Annotated in this window: 19 protein-coding genes; 15 read left to right on the top strand and 4 right to left on the bottom strand. The window is 63.7% G+C overall.

Annotated features, from left to right (window positions below):
* Nucleotides 1–63 precede the first annotated feature (63 nt).
* From cysT to FVF58_RS28895, 5 genes are all read left to right on the top strand, one after another.
* Nucleotides 64–963, top strand: a complete 900-nt coding sequence (cysT, locus tag FVF58_RS28915) for a sulfate ABC transporter permease subunit CysT (RefSeq protein ID WP_149673199.1) — start codon at nt 64–66, stop codon at nt 961–963.
* Complete coding sequence (gene cysW, locus FVF58_RS28910; protein WP_246217219.1) at nt 960–2048, top strand: sulfate ABC transporter permease subunit CysW; 1089 nt, start codon at nt 960–962, stop codon at nt 2046–2048. Before cysT ends, cysW begins: the two co-directional genes overlap by 4 nt.
* Complete coding sequence (locus FVF58_RS28905) at nt 2048–3106, top strand: sulfate/molybdate ABC transporter ATP-binding protein (RefSeq protein ID WP_149673198.1); 1059 nt, start codon at nt 2048–2050, stop codon at nt 3104–3106. Before cysW ends, FVF58_RS28905 begins: the two co-directional genes overlap by 1 nt.
* 99 nt (nt 3107–3205) lie before the next feature.
* Nucleotides 3206–4132, top strand: coding sequence for a CysB family HTH-type transcriptional regulator (locus FVF58_RS28900; RefSeq protein ID WP_149673197.1), 927 nt, complete (start codon nt 3206–3208; stop codon nt 4130–4132).
* Nucleotides 4133–4301: 169 nt separating this feature from the next.
* Nucleotides 4302–5339, top strand: a complete 1038-nt coding sequence (locus FVF58_RS28895) for an asparaginase (protein ID WP_149673196.1) — start codon at nt 4302–4304, stop codon at nt 5337–5339.
* 158 nt (nt 5340–5497) lie between these two features.
* Here FVF58_RS28895 and lysM read toward each other — a convergent pair whose 3' ends face one another.
* The 4 genes from lysM to gcl form a co-directional block, all read right to left on the bottom strand.
* The gene (lysM, locus tag FVF58_RS28890) at nt 5498–5989 is read right to left on the bottom strand and encodes a peptidoglycan-binding protein LysM (protein WP_149673195.1); all 492 of its coding nucleotides are present in this window, start codon (nt 5987–5989) and stop codon (nt 5498–5500) included.
* A gap of 742 nt (nt 5990–6731) precedes the next feature.
* Nucleotides 6732–7772 carry a 2-hydroxy-3-oxopropionate reductase gene (locus FVF58_RS28880; protein ID WP_281291300.1) on the bottom strand — a complete coding sequence of 347 codons (1041 nt, stop codon included), beginning with the start codon at nt 7770–7772 and terminating at the stop codon, nt 6732–6734.
* A gap of 4 nt (nt 7773–7776) precedes the next feature.
* Entirely contained in the window at nt 7777–8586 is an 810-nt protein-coding gene (hyi, locus tag FVF58_RS28875) for a hydroxypyruvate isomerase (RefSeq protein WP_149673192.1), read from the bottom strand.
* A 136-nt stretch (nt 8587–8722) separates the two neighbouring features.
* On the bottom strand, nt 8723–10498 hold the full coding sequence (gcl, locus tag FVF58_RS28870) for a glyoxylate carboligase (RefSeq protein ID WP_149673191.1): 1776 nt from the start codon (nt 10496–10498) through the stop codon (nt 8723–8725).
* 206 nt (nt 10499–10704) lie between these two features.
* On the opposite strand from gcl, the gene FVF58_RS28865 reads away from it, so the two are divergent.
* The 10 genes from FVF58_RS28865 to FVF58_RS28820 all read left to right on the top strand — a co-directional run bounded on the left by FVF58_RS28865 (nt 10705) and on the right by FVF58_RS28820 (nt 18691).
* Nucleotides 10705–11619: a LysR family transcriptional regulator gene (locus tag FVF58_RS28865; RefSeq protein ID WP_149673190.1), complete on the top strand. Its 915-nt coding sequence runs from the start codon at nt 10705–10707 to the stop codon at nt 11617–11619.
* A 143-nt stretch (nt 11620–11762) separates the two neighbouring features.
* Complete coding sequence (locus FVF58_RS28860; RefSeq protein WP_188130955.1) at nt 11763–12581, top strand: RNA polymerase sigma factor; 819 nt, start codon at nt 11763–11765, stop codon at nt 12579–12581.
* Nucleotides 12571–13632: an anti-sigma factor family protein gene (locus FVF58_RS28855; RefSeq protein WP_149673188.1), complete on the top strand. Its 1062-nt coding sequence runs from the start codon at nt 12571–12573 to the stop codon at nt 13630–13632. Before FVF58_RS28860 ends, FVF58_RS28855 begins: the two co-directional genes overlap by 11 nt.
* 292 nt (nt 13633–13924) lie before the next feature.
* Nucleotides 13925–14299 (top strand): 30S ribosomal protein S6, encoded by a 375-nt coding sequence (gene rpsF / locus FVF58_RS28850; protein ID WP_006048823.1) that lies wholly within the window; start codon nt 13925–13927, stop codon nt 14297–14299.
* 50 nt (nt 14300–14349) lie between these two features.
* On the top strand, nt 14350–14649 hold the full coding sequence (gene priB, locus FVF58_RS28845; protein WP_007182110.1) for a primosomal replication protein N: 300 nt from the start codon (nt 14350–14352) through the stop codon (nt 14647–14649).
* Nucleotides 14650–14651: 2 nt separating this feature from the next.
* Nucleotides 14652–14927 (top strand): 30S ribosomal protein S18, encoded by a 276-nt coding sequence (rpsR, locus tag FVF58_RS28840; RefSeq protein WP_149673187.1) that lies wholly within the window; start codon nt 14652–14654, stop codon nt 14925–14927.
* Between the two features lie 27 nt (nt 14928–14954).
* The gene (rplI, locus tag FVF58_RS28835; RefSeq protein WP_149673186.1) at nt 14955–15407 is read left to right on the top strand and encodes a 50S ribosomal protein L9; all 453 of its coding nucleotides are present in this window, start codon (nt 14955–14957) and stop codon (nt 15405–15407) included.
* A gap of 145 nt (nt 15408–15552) precedes the next feature.
* Nucleotides 15553–16938: a replicative DNA helicase gene (locus FVF58_RS28830; RefSeq protein ID WP_149673185.1), complete on the top strand. Its 1386-nt coding sequence runs from the start codon at nt 15553–15555 to the stop codon at nt 16936–16938.
* Nucleotides 16939–17054: 116 nt separating this feature from the next.
* The gene (locus FVF58_RS28825) at nt 17055–17681 is read left to right on the top strand and encodes a DUF47 domain-containing protein (protein WP_007182106.1); all 627 of its coding nucleotides are present in this window, start codon (nt 17055–17057) and stop codon (nt 17679–17681) included.
* Nucleotides 17681–18691 carry an inorganic phosphate transporter gene (locus FVF58_RS28820; RefSeq protein WP_149673184.1) on the top strand — a complete coding sequence of 337 codons (1011 nt, stop codon included), beginning with the start codon at nt 17681–17683 and terminating at the stop codon, nt 18689–18691. Before FVF58_RS28825 ends, FVF58_RS28820 begins: the two co-directional genes overlap by 1 nt.
* The last annotated feature ends 64 nt before the right edge of the window (nt 18692–18755 follow it).

The following is an 18755-nucleotide window of genomic DNA, read 5'->3' as shown; positions in this document are numbered from 1 at the left end:
ACCGGAATCCGGCAGCCGAAGATCGGCATCACAACGCAAGCATCAACCTGAAGAGTATCCAGCATGACGACGTTGACCTTCCGAAAGCCGAGCGCGTTGCCCGGTTTTGGCCTGACACTCGGCATCACGGTGGCTTATCTGAGCCTCGTGGTGCTGATTCCGCTGGCGGCGACCTTTCTCAAGACCGCGACGCTCGACTGGGATCAGTTCGTGCGCGCGGTGACGTCGCCGCGGGTGCTCGCGTCGTATCGCCTGACGTTCTTTTCCGCGCTCGGCGGCGCGCTGATCAACGCGGTGTTCGGCTTTCTGGTCGCGTGGGTGCTGGTGCGCTACACGTTTCCGTTCAAGCGCATCGTCGACGCCGTGGTCGATCTGCCGTTCGCGCTGCCCACGTCGGTGGCGGGCATATCGCTCGCGGCGGTGTACTCGGGCAATGGCTGGATCGGGCAGTTTCTCGAACCGCTCGGCATCAAGATCGCGTTCACGCCGGCGGGCGTGCTGGTTGCGCTGACCTTCATCGGCTTGCCGTTCGTCGTGCGCACGGTGCAGCCGGTGCTCGAGGAGTTCGAGCGCGAGCAGGAAGAGGCGGCCGCGTGCCTGGGCGCATCGCGCTGGCTGACGTTTCGCCGCGTCGTGCTCCCCGCGGTGTTCCCGGCGCTGCTGACGGGCTTCGCGCTCGCCTTCGCGCGCGCGCTCGGCGAATACGGCTCGGTGATCTTCATCGCCGGCAACGTGCCGATGAAGTCGGAGATCACCTCGCTGCTGATCATCACCAAGCTTGAGCAATACGACTATGCGGGCGCGACCGCGCTGGCGGTGGTGATGCTGGTCGTGTCGTTTCTGATGCTGCTGTTCATCAACAGTTTGCAGTGGTACTTGCAGCGCCGCACGGGCCGCGGCAGCGCGGGGCCGGCGCCGGTTGCAGCAACCAGTGCGGCCGCGATCGGCGGAGGTGTGCAATGAGCCGCCAACCCGTGAACGATGCAAGTCGCGCGGAGGGTGCGAACCATGCGAACGACAGCGCAGCGGTGGCGCTTGCGCCGCGTGCGCCGCTGAACGTCGCGCGCCGTCCCGATCCGGTCACCGAACGGCCGCTGGTGCGTTGGCTGCTGACCGGCATCGCGCTGCTGTTTCTCGCGCTGTTTCTGGTCGTGCCGCTGGTGGCCGTGTTCTATCAGGCGCTGAACAAAGGCCTCGGTTTCTATTTCGAAGCGCTCGTCGATCCGGACGCGCTGGCCGCGATCAAGCTGACGGTGATCACCGCCGCGATCGCCGTGCCGCTGAATCTCGTGTTCGGACTCGTCGCATCGTGGTGTATCGCCAAGTTCGAATTTCGCGGCAAGGCGCTGCTGACCACGCTGATCGACCTGCCGTTTTCGGTGTCGCCGGTGATCTCGGGTTTGATCTACGTGCTGATGTTCGGCGCGCAGGGCTGGTTCGGCCCGTGGCTGCAGGACCATAACGTGCAGATCATCTTCGCGGTGCCGGGCATCGTGATGGCGACGATCTTCGTCACGTTCCCGTTCGTCGCGCGCGAGCTGATTCCGCTAATGCAGGCGCAAGGCAACGACGAAGAGGAAGCCGCGCATGTGCTGGGCGCCTCGGGCTGGCAGATCTTCCGCCGCGTCACGCTGCCCAATGTCAAATGGGGCCTGCTGTACGGCGTGATCCTGTGCAACGCGCGGGCGATGGGCGAGTTCGGCGCGGTGTCGGTGGTGTCGGGCCATATTCGCGGCCAGACCGACACGATGCCGCTGCACGTCGAGATTCTCTACAACGAATACAACTTCTCGGCGGCGTTCGCCGTGGCGTCGGTGCTGGCCTTGCTCGCACTCGTGACGCTGGGGCTCAAGCTGCTCGCCGAGCGCCATATGTCGGCGGAACTGTCGGCCGCGCGCGACGTGCCCGCGTATGCCGGGCCGCCGACGCAGTCCGCCGCTGCGCCGTCGGGCGCTGCATCGTCACGTTCCGCATCACATTCATTCTCGCAGTCCGTCAACGCGACGCATGCGACGCAGCAACACCCGCTCAAGCAAGGAGAGCTGTAATGGGTATCACCGTTCGTAACCTGCAAAAGCGTTTCGGCGATTTCGTCGCGCTCGACAACGTCTCGCTCGACTTCCCGCCGGGCGAACTGGTTGCGCTGCTCGGGCCGTCGGGTTGCGGCAAGACCACCTTGCTGCGCGTGATCGCCGGGCTCGAATACGCGGACGGCGGCCAGGTCGTGCTGCAAGGCCAGGACGTCGCGACGGTCGGCGCGCGCGAACGCGAAGTGGGTTTCGTGTTCCAGCATTACGCGCTGTTCCGTCACATGACGGTGTTCGAGAACGTGGCCTTCGGCTTGCGTGTGAAGCCGCGCAAGGAGCGGCCCTCGGAAGCCGTGATCCGCGAGAAAGTGCATGAGCTGCTGAAGCTCGTGCAGCTCGACTGGCTCGCGCAACGCTATCCGTCGGAATTGTCGGGCGGTCAGCGGCAACGGATCGCCTTGGCGCGCGCGCTGGCGGTCGAGCCGAAGGTGCTGCTGCTCGACGAACCGTTCGGCGCGCTCGATGCGAAGGTGCGCAAGGAATTGCGCAGCTGGCTGCGGCGCCTGCACGACGATCTGCATATCTCGACGATCTTCGTCACGCACGATCAGGAAGAAGCGCTCGAAGTAGCCGACCGCATCGTCGTGCTCAATCGCGGCCATGTGGAGCAGGTCGGCAGTCCGCAGGACGTGTACGACCATCCGCAGACTTCGTTCGTCTACGAGTTTCTCGGCGCGGCGAACCGTTTGCACGGCAAGGTCGACGCGAGCGGCTTCGTGGTCGACGGCGCGGCGCTGCCGGTTGCGATCAGCGCGGATTTCCACGGTCCCGCATTCGCGTATGTGCGGCCGCACGATCTGCAGTTGTATCCGCAGGCGTCGGGGCATCGCGAAGGGATTGTTGTCGACGTGCGGCGCGTGGTCACACTGGGCGGCTCGGTGCGGGTCGAACTGGCGGGGCGCGAGGGCAATCTGCTCGAAGCCGAACTCGATCGCGAATCGTGGCGTGATCTGCAACTGGCGATTGGCGATGGCGTGACGGCGGTGCCGCGTGCATTGCGCGTTTTTCCTGCGCAATAAGCTGTGCAATGTAACGCGTTAGCACCCAGCGTTCCAGTCGAATACTCGGATAGTCGAATACTCTAATAACTCAACTCTGGCTGAACCGGAGACATACAAATGAACTTCCAGCAACTGCGCTTCGTGCGCGAGGCCGTGCGTCAGAACATGAATCTGACCGAAGTGGCGAACGTGCTGTACACGTCGCAGTCGGGCGTGTCGAAACAGATCAAGGATCTGGAGGACGAACTCGGCGTCGACATTTTCATCCGGCGCGGCAAGCGTCTGACGGGGCTGACGGAGCCGGGCAAGGCGGTGCATCAGCTGATCGAGCGGATGCTGCTCGATGCGGAGAATCTGCGCCGCGTCGCGCGCCAATACGCCGATCAGGATAGTGGCCATCTGGTGGTGGCGACCACGCACACGCAGGCGCGCTACGCGCTGCCGAAGGTGGTCCGTCAATTCACCGAGGTGTTCCCGAAAGTGCATCTGGCGCTGCGCCAGGGCAGCCCGCAGCAGATCGCGCAGATGATCATCAACGGCGAAGCGGATATCGGCATTTCGACCGAAGCGCTCGACCGCTTCCCGGATATCGTCACGTTCCCGTGCTATTCGTGGCATCACGTGGTGGTCGTGCCGAAGGGACACCCGCTCGTCGGGCGGCCGAACCTGACGCTCGACGAGATCGCCGAATTCCCGATCGTCACCTACGACCAGGACTTCACGGGCCGCTCGCACATCGACCAGGCGTTCGCGAAAGCGGGCGCGTTGCCCGATGTCGTGCTGACCGCGATCGACGCCGACGTGATCAAGACGTATGTCGAACTCGGCCTGGGCATCGGCGTGGTCGCGGCAATGGCCTACGATCCCAAGCGCGACACCGAACTGGTCGCGCTCGACACGCAGCATCTGTTCGAAGCGAGCACGACGCGCGTCGGCCTGCGCAAGGGCGCGTTTTTGCGCGCCTACGCGTACCGTCTGATCGAGATGTTCGCGCCTCAGTTGAACGAGGCGGACATCGCCGCACAGCTGCGCGAAGCGGTTTGATGCAGGCGCCGGGCGTGCGGAGTCCGGCATCTGAAGCGTGCATTGAAGGTGCATTGATGCGCGCCGCGTCCGCGTGGACCCGGCGCGAAATTCCGGTAAGCCTCGCAACGAACGGGCGGCCGTTTTTTCTCGCGTGGCGGCGCGCGGCGCATCGCTTACAATCGCCGCCATGAATACATCAACTTCTTCTTCCGCGCCGACTTCCGGGCAGAGCGCCACGCTGCCGCGCATCGCCGTGCTGGCGACCGGCGGCACGATCGCCGGGGCCGCTGCCGACGCCACCAATACGTCCGGCTATCAGGCGGGCGTCGTCGGCGTCGATCAATTGCTGGCGGCGGTGCCGGCCTTGTCGACGGTGGCGCGTATCGCGCCCGAGCAGATCGCCAGCGTCGACAGCAAGGACATGGCGATGCCGCTGTGGACCACGCTCGCGCAACGCATCAACACGCTGCTCGCCGCCGACGACATCGACGGCGTGGTGGTCACGCATGGCACCGACACGCTCGAAGAAACCGCCTACCTGCTGCATCTGACGATCAAGTCGGACAAGCCGGTGGTGCTGACCGCGGCGATGCGCCCGGCGTCGGCGTTGTCGGCCGACGGTCCGTTGAATCTGCTGAACGCGGTGACGGTTGCCGCGCATGCGGGCTCGCGCGGGCAGGGCGTGCTGGTGGCGTTCAACAACCGGATTCATAGCGCACGTGACGTGGTCAAGACGAGCACGTACGCGGTCGATGCATTCCAGTCGCCCGAGATCGGCGCGCTCGGCTGGGTGCAGGACGGACGCGTCGAATTCCAGCGCGGCGTGGTGCGCGCGCATACGCTCGCGACCGAATTCGTGATCGGATCGACGTGGCCGCATGTGGAAATCGTCACGAGCTATGCGGGTGTGTCGCGCATCGCGGTCGATGCGCTGGTGGCCGCCGGCGTGCGCGGGATCGTCGTGGCGGGCACCGGCAACGGTTCGATTCATGCGTCGATGGTGCAGGGGCTCGGCGATGCCGTTTCGCAGGGCGTGGCGGTGGTGCGCTCGTCGCGCGTGGGTTCGGGACACGTGATGCACAACGGCGCGGCCGCCGACGATGCGCTCGGTTTCATCAGCGCGGGCTCGCTGAATCCGTACAAGGCGCGGGTTCTGCTGATGCTGGCGCTGGCCGCGGGTGGCACGGGACCCGTTGCGTTGCAGAAGGTGTTCGACACGTATTGATACTGATGCGGTACTGACCCAGTGGCAGGCAGCACGTGTCTGTTCTGTGCGTGAAGGCTCCATGAAAAAGCGCGGCGCCCGGTTTCAATCCGGGCGCCGCGTTGTCGTTTGGCGTGCGCGTTACAGAGGCACGTGATGCCCGACGACACCAGAGCGCATCACTGCGGCGGAATCACCAGCACCTGGCCCGGATAAATCTTGTCCGGGCTTTTCAGCATCGGCGTGTTCGCCTGGAAGATCACATCGTTCTTCGCGCCGCTGCCGTAATACTTCTCGGCGATCTTCCACAGATTGTCGCCGGACACGACCGTGTGGAACTGCGTCGGCGCGGCGGCGGGGGTGGTGACGGTCAGTTGATCGTCGACCTTGTCGACGTTCTGCACGTTGCCGGCCGCGACGAGGATCTTGTCCTTGGTCGGCTGATCGGCTGCTTCGCCGGCGACGGTGACCGTGTGGCTGGTGCCGTCGTAGCTCACCTGCAGATTGGTGGCGTCGAGGCCCTGGCTGCGGATGTAGGTGGCGATCGCGTCGCCCGCCGTTTTATTCAGCGCGGCGAGATCGGGCGCGGCCGGCGCGGCGGCCTGCGCGGGAGTAGAGGCGGCGCCGAACAGCTTTTCGCCGGCTTCCTTGATGAAACTGAGAATACCCATCGATCACACTCCTGACGTAGTGGCACAAGAACAAGTTGTGCACGGGGTTGGGGCACGGGTTGCGAGATTCCGCGGGAGATTCGAATCACACGCGCACGACATGCGGATGACACGCCTGCATGACGCAGGAAGCGATATACGGCGCGCGTCGCGTTCGCAAACTTAACGAACGCAGCTAACCGGACTCAACGAGTTTAGGAGAAAAGCGCGCGGCAGTGTGTCAAAAAAAGTGCGGGGGAGAGTGCGGAGTTGCAAGCAAATGCAAACGGACGTGCAAGCAGGCGGCATGCATGATTGCAGCCGCTGCGAGAGATTGGCGGAAAAAGCATGACGATGAATCCGACAGGCGGACACCCGACGACGACGTCTGACCGACCAAGGCTTCCCCGGCGTTGCCGGGTGCCGCTGCGGACCCCACTTGCCGCTCTCAGCCCAGAGCGGCACGATTTGCCCGTTGCGCCGCGCATACCGCGCGACGAACGGGCGCCCCACCTGTGCTTGCGATGATGTCGACGATGCAACGATCACGGCAAACCGTATGACTGTCTGAAGTACTTTTTATGTGCCGCCTGTGACGCTTGCGGCACGCTCCCCGATTAGCCTGTCGCTGTTTCGCGTGGTCTGTTGCGGCTCGCTGTTGCGCGTGCCCATACGATTCGCGCAGCAGCGCAGATTTGACGCAGCGCATGCTGCAACGAACCTGTGCGGCGAACCCCGCAACCCGTTCACACGATGACTCGCGTCAAGCCGCCTTCGCTTCGTTGCCCGGTGCTTGCGCGACCTCATGGTTCGCCATGATCTCCAGTGCGCGCACCATCGCCGAATGGTCCCATGCCTTGCCGCCGTGCGCCGCGCACACGCTGAACAGCTGCTGCGCGCTCGCCGTATGCGGCAACGCGATGCCCAGCTTGCGCGCGCCGTCGAGTGCGAGGTTCAGGTCCTTCTGATGCAGTTCGATTCGGAAGCCCGGATTGAATGTGCGCTTGGTCATGCGCTCGCCATGCACTTCGAGAATCCGCGACGACGCGAAGCCGCCCATCAAAGCCTTGCGCACGCGCTCCGGATCGGCGCCCGAACGCGACGCGAACAGCAGCGCTTCGGCCACCGCTTCGATGTTCAACGCAACGATGATCTGATTGGCCACCTTGCAGGTCTGACCTGCGCCGTTGTCGCCGATCAGCGAGATGTTCTTGCCCATCAGTTCGAACAGCGGTTTCGCAGTCGCGAACGCTTGTTCCGGGCCGCCCACCATGATCGTCAGCGACGCTTCACGCGCGCCGACTTCGCCGCCGGACACCGGCGCATCGAGATAGTCGACGCCGAGCGCGTTGATCTTCTTCGCGAACGCCTGCGTATCGAGCGGCGAGATCGAGCTCATGTCGATCACCAGCTTGCCCTTCGTGAGACCGGCGGCGACGCCGTCGTCGGCGAACAGCACGTTGGCGACGTCAGGCGTGTCCGGCACCATGATGATGACGATGTCGGCGGCCTGCGCGACAGCGGTCGAACTGGCGACCACGCTGGTCGTTTTGGCGAGGTCTTCCGGCACCGGGTAGGCGCCGTTCACGAACAGTGAATGACCGCCCTTGATGAGGTTGCGCGCCATGTGCGCGCCCATGATGCCGAGGCCGATGAAACCGATCTTTGCCATGTGTGTGAATCTCCGAGGTTGTTTAGTGTCCCGCGAGGGGACTTCGTTCGGGGTGTGAGGCGCGCGATATGCGCCTGCTTCGCTCGTTGCGCGTGATGCGGCTAAGGCGCTGCAGACGTGCCGCGCCTGCAAGCGCTCAAGCAGCCGCGTGCGCCGCGCCGCGCGCTTGCCCGGCCACGCTTTGCACCCAGCCGAGGCCGGCGGCGGTGGTCGTGCGCGGCTTGTACTCGCAGCCGACGTAGCCGTCGTAGCCGAGCGAGTCGAGCAGCGCGAACAGGTATGGATAGTTGATTTCACCGGTGCCGGGTTCGTTGCGGCCCGGGTTGTCGGCGAGCTGGATGTGCGCGATCTGCGGCAGGTTCTTCCTGATGGTCGCCGCGAGTTCGCCTTCCATCCGTTGCATGTGATAGATGTCGTATTGCAGGAACAGGTTGTCCGAGCCCACCGCGCGAATCACGTCGAGCCCTTCGCTCGAACGGTTCAGCGCGAAGCCGGGAATGTCGTACGCGTTGCACGGCTCGACCAGCAGTTTGATGCCCGCCTTCTTCAATTCACCCGCGGCGAAGCGCAGGTTGTCGACGATCGTCGCGCGCGCCTTGTCCGCATCGACGCCCGCCGTCGGAATGCCGACGAGGCAATTCACCTGCGGCACCTTTAGCGCGCTCGCATATTCGATCGCGCGTCCCACGCCTTCCTGAAACTCGCTCACGCGATCCGGCAGACACGCGATGCCGCGTTCGCCGGCTTCCCAGTTGCCAGCCGGCAGGTTGTGCAGTACCAGCTTCAGGCGGTTCTGCTGCAAACGCTCGCTCAACTCCGCGATCTGGTACGGATACGGAAACAGGAATTCGACGGCGTCAAAGCCCGCGTCCGCCGCCGCCGCAAAGCGTTCGAGGAACGGGACTTCGTTGAACAGCATGGTGAGATTCGCTGCGAATTTCGGCATGGTGCGTGTGTCTCTCTGGTCGGTCAGTGAAAGAACTTCTTGAGGTAACTTCGTTCGTGACGGGCATCGCGGGCGAGCGGGCAGCGCTGCATTGCGACGCTGCCCGCGCACTCACGTGATGCAAAGCCTGCGGCGCTCAGTCGAGCATGCTGATCGCGGTCGGCGCGTCTTCGCGCTTCGCGGCCAGTTCTTCGAACTCGTTGATCGCATCGATCTCGGTGCCCATCGAAATGTTGGTCACGCGTTCGAGAATCACTTCGACGATCACCGGCACGTTGAACTCGGCGAGCATCGACTGCGCGCGTTGCAGCGCGGGCTTCAGCTCTTCCGGCTTGAACACGCGAATCGCCTTGCAGCCCAGACCTTCTGCGACCGCGACGTGATCCACGCCATAACCGTTCATCTCAGGCGAGTTGATGTTCTCGAAGCCGAGCTGCACGCAGAAGTCCATCTCGAACGCGCGTTGCGCCTGGCGGATCAGCCCGAGGTACGAGTTGTTCACCACGACGTGAACGTAGGGCAGCTTGAATTGCGCGCCGGCCGCGAGTTCTTCGATCATGAACTGGAAGTCGTAGTCGCCCGAGAGTGCGACGATCGGCCGTTGCGGGTCGGCTGCGCGCACGCCCAGCGCTGCCGGAATCGTCCAGCCGAGCGGGCCGGCCTGGCCGCAGTTGATCCAGTTGCGCGCCTTGTACACATGCAGGAATTGCGCGCCGGCGATCTGCGACAAACCGATCGTGCTCACGTAGCAGGTATCGCGGCCGAACACCTGGTTCATCTCTTCGTAGACGCGCTGCGGCTTCATCGGCACGTTGTCGAAGTGCGTCTTGCGCAGCATGGTGCGCTTGCGTTGCTGGCAGTCGGCGACCCATGCGCTGCGGTCCTTCAGCTTGCCGGCGGCCTTCCATTCGCTCGCCACTTCGACGAACAGTTCGAGCGCGGCTTTCGCGTCCGACACAATGCCCAGATCCGGGCCGAACACGCGGCCGATCTGCGTGGGCTCGATGTCGATGTGCACGAACTTGCGGCCCTTCGTGTAGACCTCGACGCTGCCCGTGTGACGGTTCGCCCAGCGGTTGCCGATGCCGAGCACGAAGTCCGACGCGAGCATCGTCGCATTGCCGTAGCGGTGCGAGGTTTGCAGTCCGACCATGCCGGCCATCAGCGGATGGTCGTCGGGAATCGCGCCCCACGACATCAGCGTCGGGATCACCGGCACGCCGACGGTTTCGGCGAACGTCACCAGCAGGTCTTCAGCGACTGCGTTCAGCACGCCGCCGCCCGAGACGATCAGCGGCTTGTCCGCCTCGTTGAGCATCGTCAACGCGGCTTCGATCTGCTTGCGCGTCGCCTTCGGCTTGTAGACCGGCAGCGGCTCGTACGTTTCGATGTCGAATTCGATCTCCGCGAGCTGCACGTCGATCGGCAGGTCGACCAGCACCGGACCGGGGCGGCCCGAGCGCATCAGATGGAACGCCTGCTGGAACACGCGCGGCACCAGCGCCGGTTCGCGCACGGTCACGGCCCACTTGGTGACGGGTTTGGCGATCGCTTCGATATCGACGGCCTGGAAGTCTTCCTTGTACAAACGCGCGCGGGGCGCCTGACCCGTGATGGCGAGAATAGGGATCGAGTCGGCCTGGGCGGAGTACAAACCGGTGATCATGTCGGTGCCGGCGGGGCCCGACGTGCCGATGCACACGCCGATGTTGCCCGGCTGCGCCCGCGTGTACCCCTCGGCCATGTGCGACGCGCCTTCGACGTGGCGGGCCAGCACGTGGCTGATGTTGCCGGCCTTGCGCATCGCCGAGTAGAACGGGTTGATCGCGGCGCCCGGCACGCCGAACGCGGTGTCGATGCCTTCTTTTTCGAGCACCAGCACGGCTGCGTCGACGGCTCTCATCTTGGCCATGAATGTCTCCTGAATGTCTTGGGGAATAGCTGGGAATAGGCGAACCAAAGCGTGTTGAGAGCAACTGTAGGCCCGACCTAAAGGTTTGATAAGATCAGTCGGGGTCGCTTATTCCGAAACAAAAAGTATGTAATGGGGCGCAGCCTCGCGGTGGCGCGGGATGCGCCCCGGAATGCACCCCGGATTGCGCCCAGGAGGAGACGGAAATGGACCGCTTCAAACAGATCGAAACTTTTGTGCGTGTCGCCGACGCGGGCAGCCTCGCGGCGGCCGCGCTGGAAGAGGGCGTGTCGCCGGTGATTCTGGGGCGCCGCATTGACGCGCTGGAAAAGCGCCTCGGCGTGAAACTGATGTACCGCTCGACGCGGCGCCTGGTGGTCAGCGAAGACGGCGCCGCGTTTCTGGAACGCTGCCGGGGGCTGCTCACCGAGTGGGACCAGGCGGAAAACGAACTGAGCGCCGGACGGCGCGCGGTCAACGGCCATCTGATCGTGTCGGCGCCGGCTGCGTTCGGGCGCAAGCACGTCGCACCGCTCGCGCCGGTTTTTCTCGCCGACAAGCCGGAGCTGCAGGTGTCGTTCAATCTGACCGACCGGGTCGTGGACCTGGTGCGCGAGGGGTACGACCTGTCGATCCGCATCGGCGGCGTGGTCGATCCGAACTTCGTCGCGGTGAAGCTGGCGTCGAACCGGCGCGTGGTGTGCGGCACGCCGGATTATTTCCGCCGGCACGGCAAGCCGAAAACGCTCGAAGACCTGCCGCGCCACAACTGTCTCGCGTTCAATCTGCAAGGCGGGCAGAACCGCGGCTGGTACTTCCGCCGCAATGGCAAGCTGGCGACGGTGCGCGTGGGCGGCACGCTCGACTGCAACGACGGCGAACTGCTGCATCGCTGGGTGTCCGAAGGGCTCGGTCTCGGCTGGCGCTCGACATGGGAAATCCAGCAGCAACTGGCGCGCGGTGAACTCGAAACCGTGCTCGACGAATACGCGCTGCCCGACTACGACATTCTTGCGGTCTACCCGCAGCAGCGCTATGTGCCCGCCAAGGTGCGTTATTTCATCGATTATCTGAAAGAGGTGTATGCGAGCGAGGATTACTGGAACCGGTCGGCTTACTAGCGAGCGGCTTTTGCACGCTTTTTACGCCCATTTGCAAATCCGGCGGCGACGGCGGGAATAAACTCGGCAGATGGCCAGTTATGCGGTGAAGGGAGCGTTATGATGCGCCGCCCAGCATCGCCGCAATGCCTTGGAGGGCCGAGGTGGTCCAGACCGATTCAGATGCCGCCGCTCACGAGCGACGCGAAACCGACGCAGCCAGGAGCCGCCGCTTCGAGCAGCTCGCGCTGCCGCATCTCGACGCCGCGTACAACCTCGCGCGCTGGTTGTGCGGCAACACCAGCGACGCGGAGGACGTGGTGCAGGAAGCCTACATGCGGGCGTTCCGCTTCTTCGACACGTTTCGCGGCGACTCGGCGCGGCCGTGGCTGCTGGCGATCGTGCGCCGCACCTGGTACACCGAATGGCGGCGGCGCGCGTCGCCGCAAGACATGCTCGAATTCGACGACACCATGGACGACGCCGTGTTCGAAGGTTGGAGCGCGGGCGGCGCCGATCCGCAGGCGCTGCTGATTCGCGACGAGGACACGCGGCTGGTGCACGAGGCGCTCGCGCAGCTGCCAGTCGAATTTCGCGAGGTGCTGATTCTGCGCGAACTAGAAGAGATGGAATATCGGGAGATCGCCGCGGTGGCTGACCTGCCGATCGGCACGGTGATGTCGCGGCTCGCCCGGGGGCGTCGCAAGCTGGCGGCGCTATTGATGTCGAAGCCAGGGGTGGGGGCGTCGGCCGGGAAAGACGCGTACGGGTCCGCGCGTGGCCACGCGCCGCGGCAGCCGGAGTATCCGGAGCAACCACGGCATGGTCTTCCCGATTTGCCCGACAGTGCTCCGCGTATGGCCGCCGGCAAGCCGGCTACCGCGACGGTCATGCCACTGCGGGCGTCCGCCAACGGGCGGCCGCTCAACATTCCCGGCGGCGACGCCGCCGGCCCAGTCAAGGAGACGCCGGATGGACTGTAACGAAGCACGGCCGCTCCTCGATGCGAACGCCGATCATGAATTGCCCGCGCCGGATGCGCGGCGCGTCCAGCAGCATATCGAGAGCTGCGATGCTTGCCGGCGCGAGAGCGAAAGCTTGCGGGCGTTGAGTGGAGCGCTGCGGGCGGCGCCGTATCATCGCGCGCCGCAGTCGTTGCGAGCGCGGATCGTGGCGGGATTGCCCGCGCTCGAGGATGCGCTGGCCATGTCTGGAGCAGCGGCTGGGGGAGATGCGGCTGCGACCGCTGAGGCGGTTGGAGCAAGCGGGGCAAACGCAGAGGTGGAGAAGGCCGGGCCGGCAGATGTAGCTGGTGCAGCCGGAACGGCTGAGACCACGGGAGCCACGGGAGCCAGCGCGAGGCCGGACTCGGCGCCCAAGCCACGCCCACGCCAGCGCCGCTGGCCTGCCTGGCTGACCGGTTGGCGCATCCCGGAGGGCGGCTTTGGCCAGCCGGTCGCCGTGGGCGGTGCGAACGGTGTGCTCACACCGGGCTGGCTGGCCGCACTCGCTGTCGTGTTATGCGCGGCGACGGCGGTCATCACGCTGAATCTGCGCCGTCCGGCCGACTTCACGCCGTTCGCCGACGAGCTGGTGGAAAGCCACGTGAGAGCGCAAGTATCGGGGCGCGACATCGACGTGATTTCGACCGACCGGCATACGGTCAAGCCGTGGTTCAACGGCCGGCTCGACTATTCGCCACCCGTCGAGGACCTGGCGGCAAGCGGCTTCGCACTGGAAGGCGGCCGCCTCGACTACATCGGGCATCAGCGGGTGGCCGTGCTGGTGTACCGCTATCGCAAGCACGTGATCGACGTCTACGTGTTCCCGCAGGCCGGCTCCGGCGGTGCACGTGCGGGCCGGGGCGCGGCGCCGGCGGCGCTTGGGCACGAAGGCTATTCGATTGCGCGCTGGGACGCGGAAGGCATGACCTGGTGGGCCATCACCGACGCCGCGCCCGACGCGCTGAGCGGCCTCGAAGCGGCGCTGAAGGCGCGCTTGCAGGGCGGCAGCGAGCGGACCGAGGGCGGTTGACGGCCCGGCAGGGGACGCGGGGAGGCATGTGCAGGGGAAATAAGAGCCGCAGGAAGCGGGTAGAGGGTGGGGCAGGAAGCCGGGTGGAAGCAGGCAGGAACGACTGGCATACGGGCCAGCCGGCCCGCCCTGCATCGCCCCGCCACCCCTAAACCCTTGAAAACACACCCGATTCATGCGTCGCATCAACGGGATATCTTGCAACCCGGCCCCATTCGGGTTACACTGTTTGGCTTCTCACTTGCCACACCGGTTCCGACGCCCGGGTGGCTTTAATCCACAAGGAGTGTGTATGCGTCATTATGAAATCGTCTTTATCGTGCATCCCGATCAGAGCGAGCAAGTGCCCGCCATGATCGAGCGTTACAAGAGCACGATCACGTCGCACGGTGGCCAGATCCACCGTATCGAAGACTGGGGCCGTCGCCAACTGGCCTACATGATCGAGAAACTCGCGAAGGCTCACTACGTCTGCATGAACATCGAATGCGACCAGACCACGCTCGACGAGCTGGAACACGCATTCAAGTTCAACGACGCTGTCCTGCGTCACCTGATCGTCAAGATGAAGAAGGCCGAAACCGGCCCGTCGCCGATGATGAAGGAAGTGCAGCGCGAAGAAGCCAAGAAGTCGGCTGCTACGCAACCGTCCGAAGCGCAGGCTTAAGACACACTATTTAAGCTACCAGAACAAGCGTCGCTCTCGCCAAAGGCTTCATGAACCGGCTGCAACTCACGGCCAGCGTCGTCGAACGCGAACCGGTGCGGTACACCCCCGCCGGCGTTCCGATTGCAGGCTGCACGTTGCACCACCGCACGGAAGTCGTCGAAGCCGGCATCGCCAGGCAAGTCGAGCTGACCATGCAGGCGGTCGCCGCGGGCGAAGCGAGCGGTAAGCTGGAAAGCTGTCAGATGGGCGTGGAAACGCTCTTCACCGGCTTCCTGGCGAAAAAGCACCGCAACGCAAGAACTCTGGTATTTCACATCACAGCATTGCAGGACATTGGAAAGGACTGAACATGCCCCGCCCGACTGGTAAGAAATTCGACAAGCGTCGTCAGCAACAAAATCCGCTCTTCAAGCGCAAGAAGTTCTGCCGTTTCACGGCCGCTGGCGTCGATCACATCGACTACAAGGACCTCGAAACGCTGAAGGACTTCATCGGCGAAAACGGCAAGATCACGCCGGCGCGTCTGACGGGTACCAAGGCCCACTATCAACGCCAGTTGGACACGGCAATCAAGCGCGCACGTTTCCTCGCGCTGGTGCCGTACACCGACCAGCACAAGGCCTAACCCGACGACGCGATAAGGAGCATCTGAATGCAAATCATTCTTCTGGAAAAAGTCGTCAATCTGGGCAACCTGGGCGATATCGTGAAGGTCAAGGACGGTTACGCACGTAATTTCCTGATCCCGAACAAGCAAGCTCGCCGTGCAACGAAGGAAGCCCTGGCTGAATTCGAAGTGCGCCGCGCAGAACTCGAAAAGATCGCCGGTGAAAAGCTGGCCGCGGCTCAAGCTCAAGGCGAAAAGCTGGCAGGCTCGACGGTTCAGATCGGTCAGAAGGCTGGCGTCGACGGCCGTCTGTTCGGCTCGGTGACGAACGGCGACATCGCCGAAGCACTGGTCAAGCAAGGCTTCGTCGTGGAAAAGGCGCAAGTGCGTCTGCCGGAAGGCCCGCTGAAGACGGTCGGCGAGCACCCGGTTCAGATTTCGCTGCACACCGACGTTCTGGTCGATGTGACGGTGGCTGTGATCGGCGAACACGTCTAAAGCATCAGCTAGTATTTGCCAGGATGTTGCTGGCGAAGGGCAGGGGCCGGGTAACCGGCCCCTGCTTTTTTTGTGCCCGTTTTTTCGCGCGCTTTTTCGTTTTCCCGCTCGCCGCCGCCGCCCGATTACCCGATAATCCCTCTCCATGAACGCACCGTCCAAAGATCCCCAACTCGAGTCGCTGAAAGTCCCGCCGCATTCGATCGAAGCCGAGCAATCGGTGCTGGGCGGCTTGCTGCTCGACAACGCGGCCTGGGACCGCATCGCCGACTTCCTGTCGCAGAGCGACTTCTACCGCTACGACCATCGCATCATCTTCGAGCATATCGGCAAGCTGATCGCGGCCACGCGTCCGGCCGACGTGATCACCGTGTACGAGGCGCTAGGCACAGCGGGCAAGGCGGAAGAGGTCGGCGGTCTGGCGTACCTGAACGCGTTGGCGCAGAACACGCCGAGCGCGGCCAACATCCGCCGGTATGCGGAAATCGTGCGCGATCGCGCCGTGCTGCGCCGGCTGGTGTCCGTCGCCGACGAAATCTCCGCCGACGCATTCAACCCGCAGGGCAAGGAAGTCCGGCAGTTGCTGGACGAAGCCGAATCGAAGGTGTTCTCGATCGCCGAAGACGGCGCGCGCGGCACGCAGGGCTTCCTCGAAATCGGGCCGCTGCTGACCGAGGTGGTCGAGCGGATCGACACGCTGTATCACACCGCCAATCCAAGCGACGTGACTGGCACGCCAACCGGCTTTGTCGATCTGGACCGCATGACTTCGGGCATGCACGGCGGCGAGCTGATCATCGTCGCGGGCCGCCCGTCGATGGGTAAAACGGCGTTTTCGATGAACGTCGGCGAATACGTGGCGGTCGAGTATGGTCTGCCGGTGGCGGTGTTCTCGATGGAAATGCCGGGTTCGCAGCTCACCATGCGTATGCTCGGCTCGGTCGGCCGGCTGGACCAGCACCGCATGCGAACCGGGCGCCTGACCGACGAGGATTGGCCGAAGCTCACGCACGCGGTGCAGAAAATGAGCGAGGCGCAGATTTTCATCGACGAAACCGGCGGTCTGAACCCGATGGAATTGCGCTCGCGCGCACGCCGGCTGTCGCGCCAATGCGGCAAGCTGGGGCTGATCATCATCGACTACCTGCAGCTGATGAGCGGATCGTCGTCGGGCGAAAATCGCGCGACCGAAATTTCGGAAATCTCGCGTTCGCTGAAGAGTCTCGCCAAGGAACTCGACGTGCCGGTGATCGCGTTGTCGCAGCTCAACCGGGGTCTCGAACAGCGTCCGAACAAGCGGCCGATCATGTCGGATCTGCGTGAATCCGGCGCAATCGAGCAGGATGCGGACGTGATCCTGTTCATTTACCGTGACGAAGTGTATAACCCGGACAGCCCGGACAAAGGCACCGCGGAAATTATCATCGGTAAGCAGCGGAATGGTCCGATCGGGCCCGTTCGACTCACGTTCCACGGTCAATTCACGAAGTTCGACAACTTTGCCGGTGCGCAGAATTTCTACGGCGAGTAAAGAAACAGAGGCGGCGCCTGTTGTAACGGCGCTTTCGAAAGTGCGATATCAGTCCCGCAACGGTACAATATGGCGGTTTTATGTCAGCCATTACATGACCAATTTTCGGGATCCCAATGTTCGGTCGTTTCATGCCCACCGAGGGCAAGTTCTTTGAAATTTTCAATGCACACGCAACGTGCATCGTCTCGGCGAGCCGCGAACTCGAGCTGCTGATCGACAATCTGCAAGACGCGGAAACCCACAAGCAAAACGTGCAAAAGGCCGAGAAGGCCGCTGACAAACTCACGCACGAAACCATCGACCTGCTGCACAAGACTTTCATCACGCCGCTCGACCGCGATGAGATCCACAAGCTGATCACCACGATGGACGACATCCTCGACCTGATGGAGGACGTCGCCACCGCTATTTCGCTGTACGACGTGCAAGCGGTGACTTCCGAAGCAAGCCAGTTGGCACACATCTGCACGGCAACTTCCGAGCGCGTGCAGTTTGCCGTCAGCCTGCTGTCGGACATGAAGCAGGCGAGCCAGATCCTGAAGGCCTGCGAGGAAATCGACCGCCTGGAATCGGAAGCCGACCGCGTGCTGCGCTCGGCCATGTCGAAACTGTTCCGTGAAGAAGACAACGTCAAGACCCTGATCAAGCTGAAAGCAATCTACGAATTGCTCGAAACGATCACGGACAAGTGTGAGGATGTAGCGAACATCATCGAAGGCATCGTGCTGGAAAACGCATAATGCAATCGATACAACTTGCAATCTGGGTCGTCGCCGGCCTGGTCGCCGTCGCGCTGATTTTCGACTTCATGAACGGCTTTCACGACGCGGCGAATTCGATCGCCACGGTCGTCTCCACCGGCGTGCTGAAACCGCAGCAGGCGGTGGCATTTGCGGCGGCGTTCAACGTCATCGCGTATTTCGTGTTTCACTTGAAAGTGGCCGCGACCGTCGGCCGGGGCACGATCGATCCCAATATCGTCGACCATTACGTGATTTTCGGCGCGCTCGTCGGTGCGATCGGCTGGAACGTCATCACGTGGCATTACGGCATTCCTTCCAGCTCGTCGCATGCGCTGATCGGCGGACTCGTGGGCGCGGCGCTCGCCAAGTCGGGCTGGGGCTCCCTCAATATGGATGGCCTGATGAAGACGGTGGCCTTCATCTTCATCTCGCCGCTGCTGGGCTTCGTGCTCGGTTCCTTTTTCATGCTGGCGGTGTCGTGGCTCTACTTCCGCACGCCGCCCAGCAAGGTCGACCGGCGTTTCCGGCGTTTGCAAATACTGTCGGCGGGCTTGTACAGCCTCGGCCATGGCGGTAACGACGCGCAGAAAACCATCGGCATTATCTGGATGCTGCTGATCGCGACCGGTTTTGCGTCATCGGCCGCAGACGCGCCGCCGTTGTGGGTGATCGGCGGCTGCTATCTGTCGATGGGCCTCGGCACACTGTTCGGCGGCTGGCGGATCGTCCGCACGATGGGCCAGAAAATTACCAAGCTCAAGCCGGTCGGCGGCTTTTGCGCGGAGTCCGGCGGGGCGATCACGCTATTCACCGCTTCGTGGCTCGGCATCCCGGTGTCCACCACGCATACGATCACTGGCGCGATCGTCGGTGTCGGTGCTACGCAGAAGCTCAGTGCGGTGCGTTGGGGCGTGGCCGGCAACATCGTCTGGGCGTGGGTTCTGACGATTCCGGCCTCTGCGATCCTCTCTGCCGCGGGTTGGTGGTTTGGCCACCATTTCCTGTAAGTAGGCGTCGGGAAGCGCGTGACAGCGCTGCGCGCGGGTGTCACGTGTCGGGCTTTGACAGCTT

Source organism: Paraburkholderia panacisoli, from assembly GCF_008369935.1.
Classification (GTDB): Bacteria; Pseudomonadota; Gammaproteobacteria; order Burkholderiales; family Burkholderiaceae; genus Paraburkholderia; species Paraburkholderia panacisoli.
This window is presented reverse-complemented; position numbering and strand designations above follow the sequence as displayed.